Source organism: Streptomyces sp. SD15, assembly GCF_054462255.1.
Genome location: NZ_JBTLMO010000048.1, coordinates 30,274 through 47,283, shown reverse-complemented (window position 1 = coordinate 47,283; position 17,010 = coordinate 30,274). Strand labels below are relative to the sequence as shown.

General features: G+C 69.4%; 14 protein-coding genes, 1 tRNA gene and 1 pseudogene. 7 read left to right on the top strand and 9 right to left on the bottom strand.

Going from position 1 to position 17,010, the window contains the following annotated elements; genetic code table 11:
- The first annotated feature begins 79 nt into the window (after nucleotides 1-79).
- The 3 genes from ACX28W_RS34440 to glxA all read left to right on the top strand — a co-directional run bounded on the left by ACX28W_RS34440 (nucleotide 80) and on the right by glxA (nucleotide 4,659).
- Nucleotides 80-153, top strand: a tRNA-Lys gene (locus tag ACX28W_RS34440).
- A 550-nt stretch (nucleotides 154-703) separates the two neighbouring features.
- Nucleotides 704-2,725 (top strand): glycosyltransferase family 2 protein, encoded by a 2,022-nt coding sequence (locus ACX28W_RS34435; protein ID WP_459003931.1) that lies wholly within the window; start codon nucleotides 704-706, stop codon nucleotides 2,723-2,725.
- Nucleotides 2,722-4,659, top strand: a complete 1,938-nt coding sequence (glxA, locus tag ACX28W_RS34430; protein WP_459003930.1) for a radical copper oxidase GlxA — start codon at nucleotides 2,722-2,724, stop codon at nucleotides 4,657-4,659. Before ACX28W_RS34435 ends, glxA begins: the two co-directional genes overlap by 4 nt.
- A 154-nt stretch (nucleotides 4,660-4,813) precedes the next feature.
- Here the strand turns inward: glxA and ACX28W_RS34425 are convergent, their stop codons facing one another.
- The 6 genes from ACX28W_RS34425 to ACX28W_RS34400 all read right to left on the bottom strand — a co-directional run bounded on the left by ACX28W_RS34425 (nucleotide 4,814) and on the right by ACX28W_RS34400 (nucleotide 10,275).
- Complete coding sequence (locus ACX28W_RS34425) at nucleotides 4,814-5,848, bottom strand: glycoside hydrolase family 6 protein (RefSeq protein ID WP_459003929.1); 1,035 nt, start codon at nucleotides 5,846-5,848, stop codon at nucleotides 4,814-4,816.
- A 492-nt stretch (nucleotides 5,849-6,340) separates the two neighbouring features.
- Nucleotides 6,341-7,006, bottom strand: a complete 666-nt coding sequence (locus ACX28W_RS34420; protein ID WP_459003928.1) for a class F sortase — start codon at nucleotides 7,004-7,006, stop codon at nucleotides 6,341-6,343.
- 1 nt (nucleotide 7,007) lies between these two features.
- On the bottom strand, nucleotides 7,008-7,592 hold the full coding sequence (locus tag ACX28W_RS34415) for a hypothetical protein (protein ID WP_459003927.1): 585 nt from the start codon (nucleotides 7,590-7,592) through the stop codon (nucleotides 7,008-7,010).
- Between the two features lie 141 nt (nucleotides 7,593-7,733).
- Nucleotides 7,734-8,513 (bottom strand): HAD-IIA family hydrolase, encoded by a 780-nt coding sequence (locus tag ACX28W_RS34410; protein ID WP_459003926.1) that lies wholly within the window; start codon nucleotides 8,511-8,513, stop codon nucleotides 7,734-7,736.
- A 144-nt stretch (nucleotides 8,514-8,657) separates the two neighbouring features.
- Nucleotides 8,658-9,536, bottom strand: coding sequence for a hypothetical protein (locus ACX28W_RS34405; protein ID WP_459003925.1), 879 nt, complete (start codon nucleotides 9,534-9,536; stop codon nucleotides 8,658-8,660).
- Between the two features lie 262 nt (nucleotides 9,537-9,798).
- Nucleotides 9,799-10,275, bottom strand: coding sequence for a carboxymuconolactone decarboxylase family protein (locus ACX28W_RS34400; protein WP_459003924.1), 477 nt, complete (start codon nucleotides 10,273-10,275; stop codon nucleotides 9,799-9,801).
- Between the two features lie 180 nt (nucleotides 10,276-10,455).
- On the opposite strand from ACX28W_RS34400, the gene ACX28W_RS34395 reads away from it, so the two are divergent.
- A complete protein-coding gene (locus tag ACX28W_RS34395; protein ID WP_459003923.1) occupies nucleotides 10,456-11,382 on the top strand; it encodes an RNA polymerase sigma-70 factor in 927 nt (308 codons plus the stop codon).
- 100 nt (nucleotides 11,383-11,482) lie between these two features.
- Here the strand turns inward: ACX28W_RS34395 and ACX28W_RS34390 are convergent, their stop codons facing one another.
- Nucleotides 11,483-12,664 carry an ROK family transcriptional regulator gene (locus tag ACX28W_RS34390; RefSeq protein ID WP_459003922.1) on the bottom strand — a complete coding sequence of 394 codons (1,182 nt, stop codon included), beginning with the start codon at nucleotides 12,662-12,664 and terminating at the stop codon, nucleotides 11,483-11,485.
- A gap of 59 nt (nucleotides 12,665-12,723) precedes the next feature.
- Here ACX28W_RS34390 and ACX28W_RS34385 point away from each other — a divergent pair, with 59 nt between their 5' ends.
- Together ACX28W_RS34385 and ACX28W_RS34380 are read left to right on the top strand one after the other, a co-directional pair.
- Entirely contained in the window at nucleotides 12,724-13,818 is a 1,095-nt protein-coding gene (locus tag ACX28W_RS34385; RefSeq protein WP_459003921.1) for a Gfo/Idh/MocA family oxidoreductase, read from the top strand.
- Nucleotides 13,815-14,279, top strand: a complete 465-nt coding sequence (locus ACX28W_RS34380) for a heme-degrading domain-containing protein (protein ID WP_459003920.1) — start codon at nucleotides 13,815-13,817, stop codon at nucleotides 14,277-14,279. The genes ACX28W_RS34385 and ACX28W_RS34380 overlap by 4 nt, the downstream gene beginning before the upstream one ends.
- Nucleotides 14,280-14,483: 204 nt before the next feature.
- Here ACX28W_RS34380 and ACX28W_RS34375 read toward each other — a convergent pair whose 3' ends face one another.
- The gene (locus tag ACX28W_RS34375) at nucleotides 14,484-15,359 is read right to left on the bottom strand and encodes a fumarylacetoacetate hydrolase family protein (RefSeq protein ID WP_362075989.1); all 876 of its coding nucleotides are present in this window, start codon (nucleotides 15,357-15,359) and stop codon (nucleotides 14,484-14,486) included.
- Between the two features lie 504 nt (nucleotides 15,360-15,863).
- On the opposite strand from ACX28W_RS34375, the pseudogene ACX28W_RS34370 reads away from it, so the two are divergent.
- A pseudogene (locus ACX28W_RS34370) lies at nucleotides 15,864-16,155 on the top strand (IS630 family transposase); the annotation flags it as partial.
- Between the two features lie 19 nt (nucleotides 16,156-16,174).
- On the opposite strand, the gene ACX28W_RS34365 reads toward ACX28W_RS34370, so the two are convergent.
- Complete coding sequence (locus ACX28W_RS34365) at nucleotides 16,175-16,822, bottom strand: dihydrofolate reductase family protein (RefSeq protein ID WP_459003919.1); 648 nt, start codon at nucleotides 16,820-16,822, stop codon at nucleotides 16,175-16,177.
- Nucleotides 16,823-17,010: the final 188 nt, after the last annotated feature.

The following is a 17,010-nucleotide window of genomic DNA, read 5'->3' as shown; positions in this document are numbered from 1 at the left end:
CGCATGCGGAGAGGGCCGGACCCCGGGTCCGCGGTGCGGGAGCACCCTTCCCGGTCGGGTAAAGTTCTCGGGTCAGCGCGCGCCGCTAGCTCAGTTGGTTAGAGCAGCTGACTCTTAATCAGCGGGTCCGGGGTTCGAGTCCCTGGCGGCGCACCGACCGAAGGGCCCCTCACCACAGTGAGGGGCCCTTCGCCGTACGGGGAGGGGAGGCACGCAGGGGAGGCGTGCGCCCGGGGGCGTACGGAGAGGCGTACGCCTGAGGACGTACGAGCGAGGGCGTACGAGACGTACGTACGAGGCACGCGGGCGGGACACGAGAGGCGCGGCATATGCATGCGGCGTATGGGACAGTGACCTCATCCTCGCACACGCGTCCCAATTAGCGCGTATGACCGGTTAACACCGCGTTTCGCATCTTGCGATCATGATGAACCGCGTAGAACCCTGGGCTTCAAGGGACTGTCGATACCTGACAGTTGGGGGCTCGGACCGGTTGCGCGCATGGGGGGTTGGGGGCCCCGTTCGCGAACAGATGCCGAGGGGGGCATCATGCAACCGGAAGGCCGTCGTTCCATGTCCATAGGGTGTGGATGACGTGGAGACGCCGGCCGGCCAGCGATGCGTCCGGGACGGTCAAGGGGGACCCAACGGGCGCCAAGAACCGACGAACACGCACTCGATCGTGCGTGCGGGGGGATGACTCATGACGTCGACGCCGACGGGCGCCCGGCAGAACTTCGACCCGTCAGAAACGACACAGCTCAGGATGCCGGGACACCGGACCGGAGGATTCCGCAGGATCAAGAACACCCTGCCGAGATATGACTACGAGCATTACAGTCGGCTCGCGGGACCCCTCACACAGCCCGATCCCACCAAGCCGTACAAGGTGCAGTACCGCACGCTGCTGTCCCAGGAGCCGCACCGCATACGGGCCGCCCTGATGCTGGGAGCGGCGCCGCTGCTCTCGCTGATCCTGCTCGGCTGGCTGCTCCAGCCCGACCACTGGACCGAACGCGACTACCCCGCCTACGACTTCCTGCCGACGCTCGACATCGTGATGCTGGTCTCGATCGGCCTGATCGAGTTCTTCCGCTGCATGAACGTGCTGTCGAACGCGCACGCGACCCTGGTCGCCCGCGACCCCATCCCCGTGGTGCCCGAGACCGGCACCAGAGTCGCCTTCCTCACCTCCTTCGTGCCCGGCAAGGAGCCCCTCGCCATGGTGACGAAGACCCTGGAGGCGGCCGTCAAGCTGCGCCACCGGGGTCTTCTGCACATCTGGCTCCTCGACGAGGGCGACGACCCCGAGGTGAAGGCGGTCTGCGAGCGCCTGGGCGTGCACCACTTCTCCCGCAAGGGCGTCGCGAAGTGGAACCAGGCCAAGGGCCCGCACCGCGCCAAGACCAAGCACGGCAACTACAACGCCTGGCTCGAGGCCCACGGCGACGCGTACGACTTCTTCGCCTCGGTCGACACCGACCACGTACCGCTGCCCAACTACCTGGAGCGGATGCTCGGCTTCTTCCGCGACCCGGACGTCGGCTTCGTCATCGGCCCGCAGGTGTACGGCAACTACGACAACCCCATCACCAAGGCCGCCGAGTCCCAGCAGTTCCTCTTCCACGCGCTGATCCAGCGCGCCGGCAACGCCTACGGCGCGCCGATGTTCGTGGGCACCTCCAACGCCGTACGCATCAAGGCGCTGAAGCAGATCGGCGGTCTGTACGACTCGATCACCGAGGACATGGCGACCGGCTTCGAGATCCACCGCCACCGCAACCCCGCCACCGGAAAGAAGTGGCGCTCGGTCTACACGCCCGACGTGCTCGCGGTCGGCGAGGGTCCGAACGCCTGGACGGACTTCTTCACCCAGCAGCTGCGCTGGTCGCGAGGGACGTACGAGACGATCCTCAAGCAGTATTGGAAGGGCTGGTACTCGCTGCCGCCGAGCAAGCTCTTCAACTACACCATGATGATCATCTTCTACCCGATGTCGGCCCTCAACTGGATCCTCGCGGCGCTGAGTTGCGCACTGTTCCTGGGCCTGGGCGCCTCGGGCGTGGACATCGACCCGACGGTCTGGCTGATGCTGTACGGCAACGCGTCCGCGCTGCAGATCGGCCTGTACGTCTGGAACCGCCGGCACAACGTCTCGCCGCACGAGCCCGAGGGCTCCGGCGGCGTCGCGGGCATGATGATGTCGGCGCTCTCCGCGCCGATCTACGCCCGCTCGCTGATGGACGCCGTGCTGCGCCGCAAGAGCAAGTTCGTGGTGACCCCCAAGGGTGATTCGGCCAGCCCGGACACGCTGTTCGGAACCTTCCGGATCCACTTGTTCTTCATTCTGGTCTTCGCCGGCTCGATCGTCGCCGGATTCCTGCTCGGGCACTCCCACCCCGCGATGATCATCTGGGCCTGCTTCGCCCTGCTGATCACCGCGTCGCCGATCTTGGCCTGGCGCTGGACTCTGCGCCAGGCCAAGAAGAAGCCCCCGGTGTCGGCCGCATCCGAGGAGACCGCGGTCCTGCCCGCGGGGCCCTCCGTGGCCCAGCCGTCCGGGGCCCAGCCGTCCGGAGCCCCTTCGTCCGTGCCCCAGCAGGAGCAGCATGCACCGCATGCCCCACACGCGCCGCATGCCCCGCAGCACAAGCCCAGTTGGGCTTCGGCTCAGGGCGGCAATGACCAGACCATGCAGATCGCCCTTGGGGGACGTAAGAAATGAAAGACGGTGCCCGTCGCCGCCGTGCTCGTCGTCTTGCGATAGGCGGGGCGGTGGTGCTCGCTCTCGCCGGCATGAACGGGCCGTGGGTGTACCGCGTCAGCAAGGAGCAATATCACCAGTACACGATCAACAAGCCCGAGTACAAAGCCGCCAACGGGCACTGGGACATCGTCGAGTTCCCCGAGGAGTACCGGCAGAACACGATCCACGCCGCCCTGCTGCACACCGGCAAGGTGCTGCTGATCGCGGGCTCGGGCAACAACCAGGAAAACTTCGACGCGAAGCAGTTCGACACCCGGATCTGGGACCCGGTCAAGAAGACCATCAAGAAGGTGCCGACGCCGAGCGACCTGTTCTGCACGGGCCACACGCAACTCGCCAACGGCAATCTGCTGATCGCCGGCGGCACCAAGCGGTACGAGACGCTGAAGGGTGACGTCACCAAGGCCGGCGGCCTGATGATCGTCCACAACGAGAACCCCGACAAGCCGATCACCCTGCCCGCGGGCACCAAGTTCACCGGCAAGGAGAACGGCAAGACGTTCGTCTCCAAGGACCCGGTGCTCGTCCCGCGCGCGAAGAAGGTCTTCGACAAGGCGACCGGCAAGTTCCTGCGCAACGACCCGGGCCTCGGCCGTATCTACGTCGAGGCGCAGAAGAGCGGCCAGAAGTACGAGACGGGTACGCAGGACAACTACCGGATCCAGGGCCTGACCGGCTCCGACGCCCGCAACACGTACGGCATCGCGCAGAAGCTCGCCCTGGACAAGAAGGACTTCCAGGGGATCAAGGACGCCTACGAGTTCGATCCGGTCGCCGAGAAGTACATCAAGGTCGACCCGATGAACGAGGCCCGCTGGTACCCGACGCTGACCACACTGTCCGACGGCAAGATCCTCAGCCTCTCCGGTCTGGACGAGATCGGCCAGCTGGTCCCGGGCAAGAACGAGATCTTCGACCCCAGGACCAAGAAGTGGACCTACACCGAGGGCGTCCGGCAGTTCCCGACCTACCCGGCGATCTCCCTGATGCAGAACGGCAAGCTGTTCTACTCCGGCGCGAACGCCGGCTACGGACCGGACGACGTGGGCCGCGACCCCGGCGTCTGGGACCTGGAGAGCAACAAGTTCACCGAGCTGCCCGGGCTGAGCGACCCGAACATGATGGAGACCGCGGGCACGGTGCTGCTGCCGCCCGCGCAGGACGAGAAGTACATGGTGATCGGCGGCGGCGGGGTCGGCGAGTCCAAGCTGTCCAGCAAGAAGACCCGGCTCATCGACCTCATGGACGAGAACCCGAAGTTCGTGGACGGGCCCGAGCTGGAGAAGGGCACCCGCTATCCGCAGTCCTCGATCCTGCCCGACGACACCGTCCTGGTCTCCGGCGGCTCCGAGGACTACCGCGGCCGCAGCGACTCCAACATCCTCCAGGCGCGGATCTACAACCCCACGTCGAACACCTTCGACCAGGTCGCCGACCCCCTGGTGGGCCGCAACTACCACTCGGGCTCGATCCTGCTGCCCGACGGCCGCGTGATGTTCTTCGGCTCCAACTCGCTGTACGCGGACAAGGCCAACACCAAGCCCGCCACCTTCGAGCAGCGCATCGAGATCTACACGCCGCCGTACCTCTTCCGCGACGCGCAGCCCTCGCTCTCCGGCGGCCCGAAGACGATCGCGCGCGGCGCCTCGGCCACGTTCACCTCGCAGCACGCGACGTCCATCAAGACGGCCCGGCTGATCCGCCCGAGCGCGTCCACCCACGTCACCGACGTCGACCAGAAGTCCATCGCCCTGGACTTCAAGAAGACGAAGAACGGCATCACGGTGACGGTCCCGAAGAACCGAAACCTGGTCGAGTCCGGCTGGTACATGCTCTTCGTCACGGACGACCAGGGCACACCGAGCAAGGCACAGTGGGTCAAGGTGCCTTGATTTTTTGAGGGTTACGTGACTGGGGGCGCCCTCCGCAAGAAGGGCGCCCCCAACCCACCTAGGGGCGCGGGGCTGTGACATTGTGCGGCTCCGCCGCGTGGGCGCGACAAGCCCCAACGCACCCGCACCCGCCGAACCACCCGCGCCCCCGACCTCAGTCGCTGGCCTTCGCGAGCTTCAACGCGTAATCGGCCCACCACTGACCGGCCTTGGGCCCTCCCTTGCACTCCCCGTCCGACTCCCCCGGCCGCTTGACCCACAGATACGCGTCGACCAGCGGATCGGCGGTCTTGGTCGTCGGATTCTCACCCAGCGCCCGCCCCGGCGGATTGCACCAGTTCTCGTCGGCCTCACCGGCCGTGTACGGACCGTTGCCGTTGCGGCTGGTGTCGATCACGAAGGGCTTGCCGCCGACCTTCGCGGACAACTGCTTGCCGTACGCGATGGAGTCCTGGGTCGAGTAGAAGTTGGAGACGTTGACCGAGAAGCCGTCGGCCTCGTCGATGCCGGCCTGCTTCAGTGGGTCGAAGATCTGGTCGGGGTGCCCCCAGCCCGCGTTGCCCGCGTCCAGGTACACCTTGGTGTTCTTCAAGGACTTGAGCTTGGTGACGGCGCCCTTGAGCAGGAAGTAGCGCTCCTCCTGGAACTCGGCCGGGGTGCACTGGTTGACCAGGTGCAGGATCGCGTCCGGCTCGAGGATCACCGTCGCGGGCCGGTCCTCGATACCGCGGGCGACCCCGTCGATCCACTCCCGGTAGGCGTCGCCGTCCGCGGCGCCGCCCTGCGAGAACTGGCCGCAGTCGCGGTGCGGAATGTTGTAGAGGACCAGGATCGCGTCCCGGTCGGCCTTCTCCGCGGCCTCGGTGAAACCACGCGCCTCCGCCTCCGGATTCTCCGGCCCGATCCACTCGCCGGTCGGCTGCTCGGCTATCTTGCGGATCTGCTCGGCCTCGGCCTCCTTGCCCGCCTTGACGTACGTGGCGACCTGCTCCGCCGCGTTCCCGGCCGGATTGACCCAGAACGGGTCCGAATTCTTGGGCTGTTGTGTGATCCCGGCCCCTGAATTGTCGCTACCGCCGCTATCTTCGCTCTTGTCGCCGCCTCCCGAGGAGAAACACCCCGCGAGCAGCAGTGCCGCCCCCGCCACTGCCACGGACGCCCGAGCTCCGGCCCCCCTACTGCCGTACATGCAACTCCCCCTCGGGTGCACTGTCCTAAGGGTCAATCGTGACATAGGTGTCGCCTCGCCACGAGATCGCCGGAGTGTTGTCGGAGAGCTGTTACAGCGCGGTGCCGCACCGAGGTCGCGACGGGAGCCGTCGCGGGCTTCGAGGGCTCGACGGACCTTCGGTGAAGCCTCCCGATACACCCTCCACCTGCACACATCACACAGAGCCATGCGCTGTCGACTTGGCGTCAAACACCCTCTAGGCCAAAACGCTCATCCGTTCTAGAGTTGCCTCAAACGGCCCCGGCCCCCGGCCAGTTGTCGTCATCTGTAGCCAGCCATGATCTTTCGGATCGGTCCCAGAACCTCCCGCGCCGGACGCCGGGTTACTCCCGCAGCCCGTGCGCCCGCGGTCGAGGACCAGCCCGGTCGACGACTCCCGGGGGGAGCGGGTCGTCGACCGGGCCAGGTTGTGGGAGCGGGTAGCGGGAGCAGGCAGCGGGGAGCCGCCCGTCACAGCCCCTCGCCGGTGAGGTACGCCGACACGACCACGTTGGCGGTATACGTGCGACTCGCCCGGTCGAAGGTGCCGCCGCAGGTGACGAGCCTCAGCTCCGCCCGCCCCGACTCCTTTGGCCCGTAAGCCTGTTGGGCGTCGAAGTGGTCGCGCGAGAAGACCTGGACGTCGTCCACGGTGAACTCGGCGACCGTCCCGTCGTCGCGGACCACCCGGACCGTCTCGCCCGGCTGCACCGCGCTGAGCTTGTAGAAGACCGCGGGCCGGGTCTCGGTGTCGACGTGCCCCACGAACAGCGCGGTTCCGGCCGCTCCCGGCCGCACCCCGGCGGCGTACCAGCCGACCACGCCCGGCTGGTCGAACGGCGGTGGATCGATCGCCCCCTGCGGATCGAGTCCGCGCCCCACGACCGGCGCCTGCACCCCCATCGACGGAATGTCGATGCGCTGCGGTGTGGCATTCCCCAACGGCTTCAGCGCGGGCGGCAGCCGCACCTCCGGCGGCCGTCCGACCGCCGCGATGTCCCCCGTCGTCGGCGCCGATATCCCATGCCGTATGTCGGACACCTCATGGCCCCACAGCCACAGCCCGACCAGCAGCATCGCCCAGGCGACACCCATCAGCAGGCGCCCGGCGCCGGATGAACGCTCGCGTTCGGCCATGTCACTCGGCGTTGCCACGGACCCGGCGGGCACCGCGCAGCGCCACAGCCACTGCGGCGGCGCTCGCGAGGACGAGGCCGATCACCGCCTGCTTGGTGCCGGGGCCGGTCTCCCGGGCGTCGACGGAGGCGAAGTGGGCGGTGCCGCCGCCACCCGCGTGCACGGGGGCGACGGGCGAGGCGGGCGCCATGGGGGCTGCAGGGGCCTTCGGGGTCGCGCCGGCCTGTCGAGCCACCGCGACCGCGCCCTTGACCTTGTCGTCGTAGCCGTCGCAGCTGACCTTGACGTCGTACGTGCCGGGCGTGAGCGAGGAGCGTACGCGCGTCTCGCCGACGAGCGCGCCACCCTCACCCGTCAGCCGGGCGTCCGCGACGAACGCCCCGGAGACCGCGGTGCCGATCCGCCCCGCGCAGCCCAGCGCCCGCAGCTGGATGTCGCTGCCGGGGGCCGGGGACACGGGCGTCACGGAGACGCCCGTCGAGTCGGTCGGGACCGCCGAGTCGTGGGGATCGGCCGCGTACGCGGTGGGAGTCAGCGCGGCCGCGACCACCGCCCCGGCACAGAGAGTGAGTCGCCATGAACCCATCGTGAAACCTCCAGACACCTGGAGACTCCTCCTTGGGACCGTTCGGCGCATCCTGAGGCGCCCACGACTGCTCCGTACGTGTGTTTTGGGAGCGTTCTTCAGAGCGTCTTCGGGGCGGTCTTCGGGGCGTCTTGGGAGCGGTCAGACGCGGTCGACGAGGTCCGCGATCGAGTCCACGACCTTGGAGGGCCGGAAGGGGTACTGCTCGATCTCCTCGCGCGTGGTCAGACCGGTCAGCACGAGATACGTCTCCATCCCCGCCTCCAGTCCGGCCAGGACGTCCGTGTCCATACGGTCGCCGATCATCGCGCTGGTCTCGGAGTGCGCGCCGATGGCATTGAGGCCCGTCCGCATCATCAGCGGATTCGGCTTGCCCGCGAAGTACGGCTGCTTGCCGGTCGCCTTGGTGATCAGCGCGGCGACAGCGCCGGTGGCGGGCAGCGGACCCTCGGTGGAGGGACCGGTCTCGTCGGGGTTGGTGGCGATGAAACGGGCACCGCCCTTGATCAGCCGGACCGCCTTCGTCATGGCCTCGAAGGAGTACGTGCGGGTCTCACCGAGGACGACGTAGTCCGGTTCGTGGTCGGTGAGGACGTACCCGATGTCGTGCAGCGCGGTGGTCAGGCCCGCCTCGCCGATGACGTACGCCGTGCCGCCGGGGCGCTGGTCCTCCAGGAACTTGGCGGTGGCCAGGGCGGAGGTCCAGATGTTCTCGACCGGCACGTCCAGGCCCATGCGCCGGAGCCTGGCGTGCAGGTCACGGGCGGTGTAGATGGAGTTGTTGGTGAGCACCAGGAAGGGCTTCCCGGATTCCCGCAGCTTCTTTATGAAGGCGTCGGCGCCTGGGATCGGCACACCCTCGTGGATGAGCACACCGTCCATGTCGGTGAGCCACGATGCGATGGGCTTGCGGTCTGCCATGTACCGATCTCCTGCCTTACGCCGTGCTGCGGGAGCCCAGCCTAGCGATCGTCGGCGATCAGCTTCCGGTCGCGGTTCCCCAGGGGATCGGGGCCGGGGCGCAAGGTCTCATCGGCTTCGGCGACTTCAGCGACTTCGGCGACTTCAGCGGCGTCCTGCCCTGAACCAGCGGGACGCCGCGACGAGGGCGGCGCCGAGGGCGAAGAGGACGGCGCTCGCCGCGGCGGTCAACCCGTGCGGCGCGCCCGAGCCGGTGCTGGCCATCTGGTCGGAGGACGGCGTCTGCTGTGGCGCGGCGTCCGGTACGGCGTCCGGCTCGGCTTGGCTGTCAGCGCCGCGGACTTCGCCACTGTCGGTGGCTGTGCTGGTAGCGCTGTCGTCATCGCCGGCGTCATCGCCGCCCTCCTCGCCGTCGCGCTCGCCCGCCACGCGTTTTTCCTCATCGATCCGGAACCGATAGTCGTTCGACTCCCCCACCCAGTCCCCGTCGTTGTTGTGCCGCTGCACCACGGCCGCGTTGGCGACGACGTCGTTCGGCACGGCGGCGTCGGAGGTCACGGAGAGCCTGACCTTCACGGTGAGCGTCCGGCCCGGGCCGACCGTGAACCCAGGGAAACCGTCGTCGAAGGCCCCCACGCTCTCGTCGGCGTCGCTCTTCTCGAAGGCGACCGGGTGCGCGCGCTCGCCGTCGTAGAACTCCAGCCGCGTCTGCTCCGGCCGCAACGACCGCAGGTCGTCCACGAGCACGACGATCGGGTGGATGTTGCCGCAGGTGTTCGCCGTGGTGTTGGTCAGGTCGATGTACCAGGTCCGGAAGTCGCCGCCGACGTCGTAGACGGCGGGGCCGCCGTGGATCCGGGTCGTGATGGGGAAGGCGCGGGTGTCCGGGGCGGTGCAGGTGGGGCGGAGGTTCTCGGCGGCGCCCACGGGGGTGAGCGCCTGGGCGGGGGCCGACGCGGGTGCGAGACCCAGGGCGGGGGCGGCGGCGGTCAGGGCGAAGGGAACGGACTTTCGCAGTCGCATGAGGGGGCCTTTGCCGATCGAGGGCGGTAGGGATCGGGAGCGTCAGGCGGTACCGGGCAACGGCGGCCCCTCCGACCCTGCCACGCCCCCCACACCGACCCCGGCCCATCACGCCCGCAGAGCGGCATTCTTCAGCCCATCGGGCGATATTTTTTAGCCCGTCCGGCGTTTGAGGACGAGGCCGTCCAGGCCTCCCCCCCAACCGGCAGGCGGCCGGGGCCCGTAGGACAGGGCCCCGGCCGGGCGGGGAGTCGTCTGCCGGTCAGTCGAGCGCGGCGAACATGCCGGGCTCGTACGAACCCCCCGGGTTGTGCACGATCACGTTCATCCGGGTGGCCGCGTTGAGCAGGGAGACCAGGCAGACCAGCGCACCGACCTGATCGTCGTCGTAGTGCTTGCGCACCTCGGCCCACGTCTCGTCGGACACGCCGTGGTCGCCGAGCAGGGTGCCCTCCTCGGTGAGCGCCAGCGCGGCCCGCTCGGCCTCGGTGAACACGGTGCTGTGGCGCCAGGCGGCGACCAGGTTGAGCCGGAGCGCGGTTTCACCGGCGGCCGCGGCCTCCTTGGTGTGGATGTCGACACAGAAACCGCAGCCGTTGATCTGGCCGACCCGCACCCCCACCAGTTCCCGCAGGGTCTTCGGCAGCGTCGACGCTTCCAGGGCCGACGAGGCGTTGTAGAGCCGCTTGGCGACCTTCGCGGCGGTCGGGCTGTCGAACAGGTTGAAACGGGATTCCATCGCTTCGTCCTCACTCGTGGTGTTGTGCGCTGCCGCACTGAACGACCACAAGATGCCGACGACCCGATCCCTGTGACGGCGCGGCGATGTGACGTACGCCACCGATCGCGGGTGTCACAAAGCGGTGGGGACCGACGTCTCGTGCATGGCCAGTCGACAGCGAACGGGCAGGAGCCGGCGATGAGCGAGCGAACAACGGACACACCCGAGCCGGTCGCTCGTGGCGGCCGCATGGACCGCGTCACCGAGGCGTTCGTCGCCCACCGCAACCTGCTGTTCACCGTCGCCTACGAGATGCTCGGCTCGGCCGCCGACGCCGAGGATGTCCTACAGGAGACCTGGTTGCGGTGGGTGGGCGTCGATCTCGACACCGTGCGGAATCAGCGTGCCTACCTGGTCCGGATCACCACGCGGCAGGCGCTGAGCCATCTGCGCACGCTCGGTCGGCGCAAGGAGTCCTACGTCGGCTCCTGGTTGCCCGAGCCGCTGCTGACCGCGCCCGACGTGGCCGAGGACGTCGAGTTGGCCGACAGTGTCTCGATGGCGATGCTGCTGGTCCTTGAGACGCTCACGCCGACCGAGCGGGCGGTGTTCGTGCTGCGCGAGGTGTTCGCTCTGGGGTACGACGAGATCGCCGAAGCCGTCGACAAGAACCCGGCCGCGGTCCGCCAGATCGCCCATCGGGCGCGGGCGCACGTCGCGGCGCGCCGACCGCGCGGGGTCGTTTCCACAGCTGAGGCCCGCCGTGCGGTCGAGGCGTTCCAAGGGGCGATCGAAACGGGCGATCTGCAGAGCCTGTTCGATCTGCTCGCGCCGGACGTGGTCCTCGTGGGTGACGGCGGCGGAGTCAGGCAGGCCGTGCTGCGGCCCATCGTGGGGGCCGACCAGGTGGCCCGCGTCCTGGCTGAAGGTCTGCCCAGGATCGGCCGCGAGGCGTCGGTCGAGCCGGTGCAGATCAATGGCGGTCCGGCTCTGGTCATCCGGCTCAACGGAGAGGTCGACGTCGTGGCGGTGCGGATCGACGACGGCTTGATCAGCGGACTCTACGTCGTGCGCAATCCCGAGAAGCTGTCGCGCATCGAGCGGGAGACCGCGGTGAGCCGCTGAGTCCGAAGGAACCAGCGGTGAGCCGCTGAGTCCGACGAAACCAGCGGTGAGCCACCGAGTCCGACGAAAACAGCGGTGAGCCACCGAGCCCGAAGGAGCCTCACCCCTCCCCCCGCCCGAACAACGGCGCCAACAGCAATTGCGCCGCCCCCTCCGCAACCCCACGCGCCCCACCGGGAGCGACCCGCACCGGAACCACCGCGTCCGCCCCCTCCCGCCGAGCCCGCTCGTCGAGAACCGCACCGACACCCCGTACGAACGCCTCCTGGTGGACCGCGACGGTACGTCCGCCGAGCAGCACCAGGTCGATGTCCAACAACCCCACCAGATTCGCGGCGCCCGCCCCCAGCACCCGCGCCGCCTCGTCCACGGCACCGCGCGCCACCGCACCGAGGCACAGCGCCTCTATGCACCCCCGGTTGCCGCAGCCGCACGGGGGCCCGTCCAACTGGATGACCTGATGCCCGAATTCCCCCGCGCCGGTGCGGGCCCCCCGATGCACCGCCCCACCGATCACGAGCCCGGCCCCGAGCCCCGTACCGAGATGCAGATAGGCGAAGGAGACGAAGCCCCCGACGCCACCCACCGCAAGCCCCAACGCCGCCGCGTTCGTGTCCTTGTCCACGACCACCGGCACCCCGAGCCGCCCCGCCAGCGCGTCCCGCAGCGCGAACCCGTCCCATTCCGGGAACCCGGTGACCCGGTGCAGCACGCCCCGCACATGATCGAGGGGCCCGGGCAGGGCGACCCCGACGCCCACCACGGACACCCCCGCTCCCGCGAGCAGGGCCTCGACCTCCTTGGCCGCCTCCTCGACGACGGCCTGCGCCCCGGCCCCCAGATCGAGCGGAGCCCTCCGCTCGGCGACCACCGCACCCGTGAGATCGCAGAGCACGACCGTCAGCTCGTCCCGGTCGAGGTGCAGCCCGACCGCGTGCCCGGCCTCGGGGACGAGCCGCAGCACGGTACGCGGTTTGCCGCCGGTCGAGGCGCGGCGTCCCGCCTCCGCCGCCAGACCGTCCGCCCGCAGCCGAGCGGTGATCTTGCTGACGGCCTGCGGGGTCAGCCCGGTGCGCTCGGCGAGTTCGAGGCGGCTGATGCCGGCGGGCCCGGCCGTACGCAGCAGGTCGAGCACGAGCGCGGCGTTGTGTGTGCGCAACCCGAGCAGATTCACGCCCGCCTCCGCCCCAGGACCACGCACCCCCGCCAAGCTCACTCCCGCCCCCTCTCCTGCGCCCGCAACCGCACCCGCACCCGCATCGGTCCTGTTCACGTACGCCATTGTCCCCCGCGCTTGCACTTTGGCAACAGCGTTGCGAAAGTGGAGCCATGACAGGAAGCATGACTGGTACAGGTTCCGCCCCCGGCTCCCCCCTGCGCGTAGGCCTCATCGGCTACGGCCTCGCGGGCTCCGTCTTTCACGCCCCGCTGATCGCCGCCACCGAGGGTCTGACCCTGGACACGATCGTCACCTCGAACCCGGAGCGGCAGCAGCAGGCCCGCGCCGAGCTGGGCGACGGCGTCCGGTTCGCCGCCACGCCCGACGACCTCTGGGCGCGCGCCGACGAGCTGGACCTGATCGTCATCGCGTCCCCGAACAAGACCCACGTCCCGCTCGCCACCACCGCCCTCAAGGCCGGCCTCCCGGTCGTGGTCGACAAGCCCATCGCCGGCACCGCGGCCGAGGCCCGCGAGCTCGCCGCACTCGCGGACGAGCGCGGACTCCTCCTCTCCGTCTTCCAGAACCGCCGCTGGGACAACGACTTCCTGACCCTCCGCAAGCTGGTGGCGGAGGGCGAGCTCGGCGACGTATGGCGCTTCGAGTCCCGTTTCGAGCGCTGGCGTCCGCAGCCCAAGGGCGGCTGGCGCGAGTCCGGCGACCCGGCAGAGATCGGAGGTCTCCTCTACGACCTCGGCAGCCACGTCGTCGACCAGGCCCTCGTCCTCTTCGGCCCCGCGACCTCGGTGTACGCCGAGTCGGACATCCGCCGCCCCGGCGCCCTGACCGACGACGACACCTTCTTCGCGATCACGCACGAGAACGGCGTCCGCTCCCACCTCTACGTCTCCGCGACCACCGCCCAACTCGGCCCGCGCTTCCGCGTACTGGGCTCGCAGGCCGGTTACGTGAAGTACGGCCTCGACCCCCAGGAGGCCGACCTGCGCGAAGGTAAGCGGCCGGACACCGAGGCCGAGTGGGGAGTCGAACCCGAGTCCCTCTGGGGCCGCGTCGGCTCCGGCGAGTCCCCACTCACGGGCGGCGGCCGCCCCGAGCCCACGCTCCCCGGCGCGTACCAGACGTACTACGCGGCCATCGCCGCCGCCCTGCGCGACGGTGCCCCGAACCCGGTCACCGCGCACGAGGCCGCGGCCGCCCTCGACGTCCTGGAGGCGGCCCTCCGCTCCGCCCGCGAAGGCGCGGTGGTGTCGCTGTGAGCGCGTCGGAGATCGCCGAACTGGAGGAGCAGGAGCGCCGGTTGGTGCTCGCGCACTTCACGCACGACGACGCGTGGACCCTGGGCACGCTCCTCGTCGAGCTGGCCCGGGCTCAGGACGCCCCCGTCGCCATCGACATCCGCCGCGGCGGCCAGCAGCTCTTCCACGCGGCGCTGCCGGGCTCGACCCCCGACAACGACGCCTGGATCGACCGCAAGCGCCGCGTCGTCGAGCGCTACGGCTGCTCCTCACTCCTCGTCGGCTCCCGCTTCCGCGCCAAGGGCACGACCTTCGAGGAGTCCGCCCGCCTCGACCCCGACGTGTACGCGGCCCACGGCGGCGCGTTCCCCCTCGCGGTCGAGGGAGCAGGCGTCATCGGTACGGTCGTCGTCTCCGGCCTGCCCCAGGTCGAGGACCACGCAATGGTGGTAGCGGCACTGGACCAGTTCCTGCGCAGCTGACGCACACACCCGCGCCCCGACAGGGGCGCGGGACCGTGACATATGCGGCGGAGCCAAACATTCCAGGCCAGCTGAAGCGCCCCGACAGGGGCGCGGGGCCGTGACATATGCGGCTCCACCGCGGGGCGCGACCAGCCACGACGCCCCCGCAGCCGACAACCCACCCGCAGCACCCCAAGCCCTCCAGCCAACCCAGCAGAGCGCTTACGCCTGCTTGAACTCCTGCCGCTGCCGCCCCAACCCCCCGATCTCCAACTCGACCACATCCCCGGCCCGCAGAAACGGCTTCGGATCGGGCTGCCCGAGCGCAACCCCCGCCGGCGTCCCGGTGTTGATGACGTCGCCGGGGTAAAGCGTCATGAACTGGCTTACATAACGCACCACTTCCGCGACCGGGAAGATCTGCTCGGCGGTCGTGCCGTCCTGCTTGAGCTCACCGTTGACCCAGAGCCTCAGCGACAGGTTCTGCGGGTCCGGCACCTCGTCCGCCGTCACCAGCCACGGCCCCAGCGGGTTGAACGTCTCGCAGTTCTTGCCCTTGTCCCAGGTTCCGCCGCGCTCGATCTGGAACTCGCGTTCGGAGACGTCGTGCGCCACCGCGTACCCGGCGACATGCGCGAGCGCCTCCTCATGGGACTCCAGGTAGCGGGCCGTACGGCCGATGACGACCGCCAGCTCCACCTCCCAGTCGGTCTTGACCGACCCGCGCGGCACGAGCACCGTGTCGTGCGGGCCGACCACCGTGTCCGCCGCCTTGAAGAAGATCACCGGCTCGGCGGGCGGCTCGGCCCCGGTCTCTCGCGCGTGGTCGTGGTAGTTCAGGCCGATGCACACGATCTTGCCGATCCGGGCCAGCGGCGGCCCGATCCGCAGCCCGTCCGCGTCCAGCACCGGCAGCCCACCGGAATCGCCGGACCCACCGGACTCGGCGGCCGCGCGGATCCGGCCGAGCGCCGCGCCATCGGCGAGCAGCGCCCCGTCGATGTCCGGGACGATGCCCGACAGATCCCGGAGGTTTCCCTCGGCGTCGAGCAGCGCGGGCCGCTCCGCCCCCGCCGTACCGACTCGCAGCAGCTTCATGGTCACAATCTCCCTCGATCGAGCGCGGGCAGCCGCCGACGGGTGCAGCCATCGGAGGACTGGTCGATCCTCCAATCTCAAGGTCCAGTCCGCAATACCCCGTTCACGGACTGGACCGCCCGCCACCACCACCGCTGTCCCTTCTTCCTTAGGGCCTGTCCGGCGGATCATGCCGCAGACGCGGGGCCTGGCACGCCCACCGGCGATTATCAGGCGCCGTTGCTTCCCTGCGACCTGATCCGCCGGACAGGCCCTAGCGCTGCATGTGTGTGCGGCGGCTGGTGCTGTGACCACGTAGGTTCGCCGGGTCGGTGGTCGTGGCGGTTGGATGTGCGGTGACGTCCGTTCGACCGGTGGAGGCGCGGTGGCTGAGCCTGTCCGTGTGGGCAGACTGACCGACCAGGAGGGGCAGAAGCTGCAGCAGATCGTGCGCCGCGGCAGCACCAGTTCGGTGCGCTACCGGCGCGCGATGATGCTGCTGGCCTCGGCCGGCGGGAACCGGGTGTCCGCCGCTGGGCGAAGAAGAACAAGGTCGAGCTGTGCTTCACGCCGACCTACGCCTCCTGGGCCAACCCGATCGAGGCCCACTTCGGCCCGCTGCGGCAGTTCACCCTGGCCAACTCCCACCACCGCAGGCCATCCCGCGCAGACCCAGGCCCTGCACCGCTACCTGCGCTGGCGCAACGCCAACGCCCGCCACCCCGACGTACTCGCCGCCCAACGCAAGGAACGCGCCCGCATCCGCAGCGAGAAGGGCATCCGATGGGGCGGACGCCCCCTCGCCGTCGCAGCCTGAACTCGAGTGGGCCCTCGCGTCACCTTCGCCAGAACAGGTGGTGCGTCACGCCGCTCGGGCTGGGCACGACCTCCAGGTGGAACCGGTCGAGCAGCTCATCGGGGGACTCCCAGAGTCGTAGTCCGGACCCGAGCTTTACCGGCGAGACCGCCACATGCATGGTGTCGACGAGGTCAGCATCAAGGAACTGCCGGATGGTGGTGACCCCGCCGCCGAGCCGGACGTCCTTGCCCTGTGCCGCTTCCCGCGCCCGTTCGAGGACCGTGGCCGGGTCGCCGTCGACGAAGTGGAACGTGGTGTCGGAGAGCGTGAACGACGGACGCTTGTAGTGAGTCATGACGAACACCGGCGTGCGGAACGGGGGCTCCTCCCCCCACCAGCCGCGCCACTCATGGTCCTGCCAGGGCCCGCGCTGGGGCCCGAACTTGTTGCGGCCCATGATCTCGGCACCGATGTTGCGTGCGAAGTCTCGCGTGAAATAGTCGTCGAGGCCCCGGCTCCCCCCAGGATCCGTGCGCATGGGCCAGCTCGCCGTGGCTCCGGCCCAGGCGAACAGCCTCGCCGGGTCGACGGCGTGGCCGAACGGACTCTCAAGGCTCTGGTCCTCACCGGCACCGATTCCGTCACTCGAGACGGTGAAGTTCATGACTCTCAGCAGTTGATCCACGTGTTTCCTCGTCAGGTTCTGTCGCGTCATCGTGTGGCGAGGCGCCGCACATCATGACGTCGAACGGGACGTGGCCGGATCGACAGCGGCCCGCAACTTTTTCCAAGGCGCGTCAGGAAGCGGCCCCGCTGGCGGTGTGGCCGTGGCGGACGCGGACGGCATCGACCGGGGTGACCGCCGCGACCATT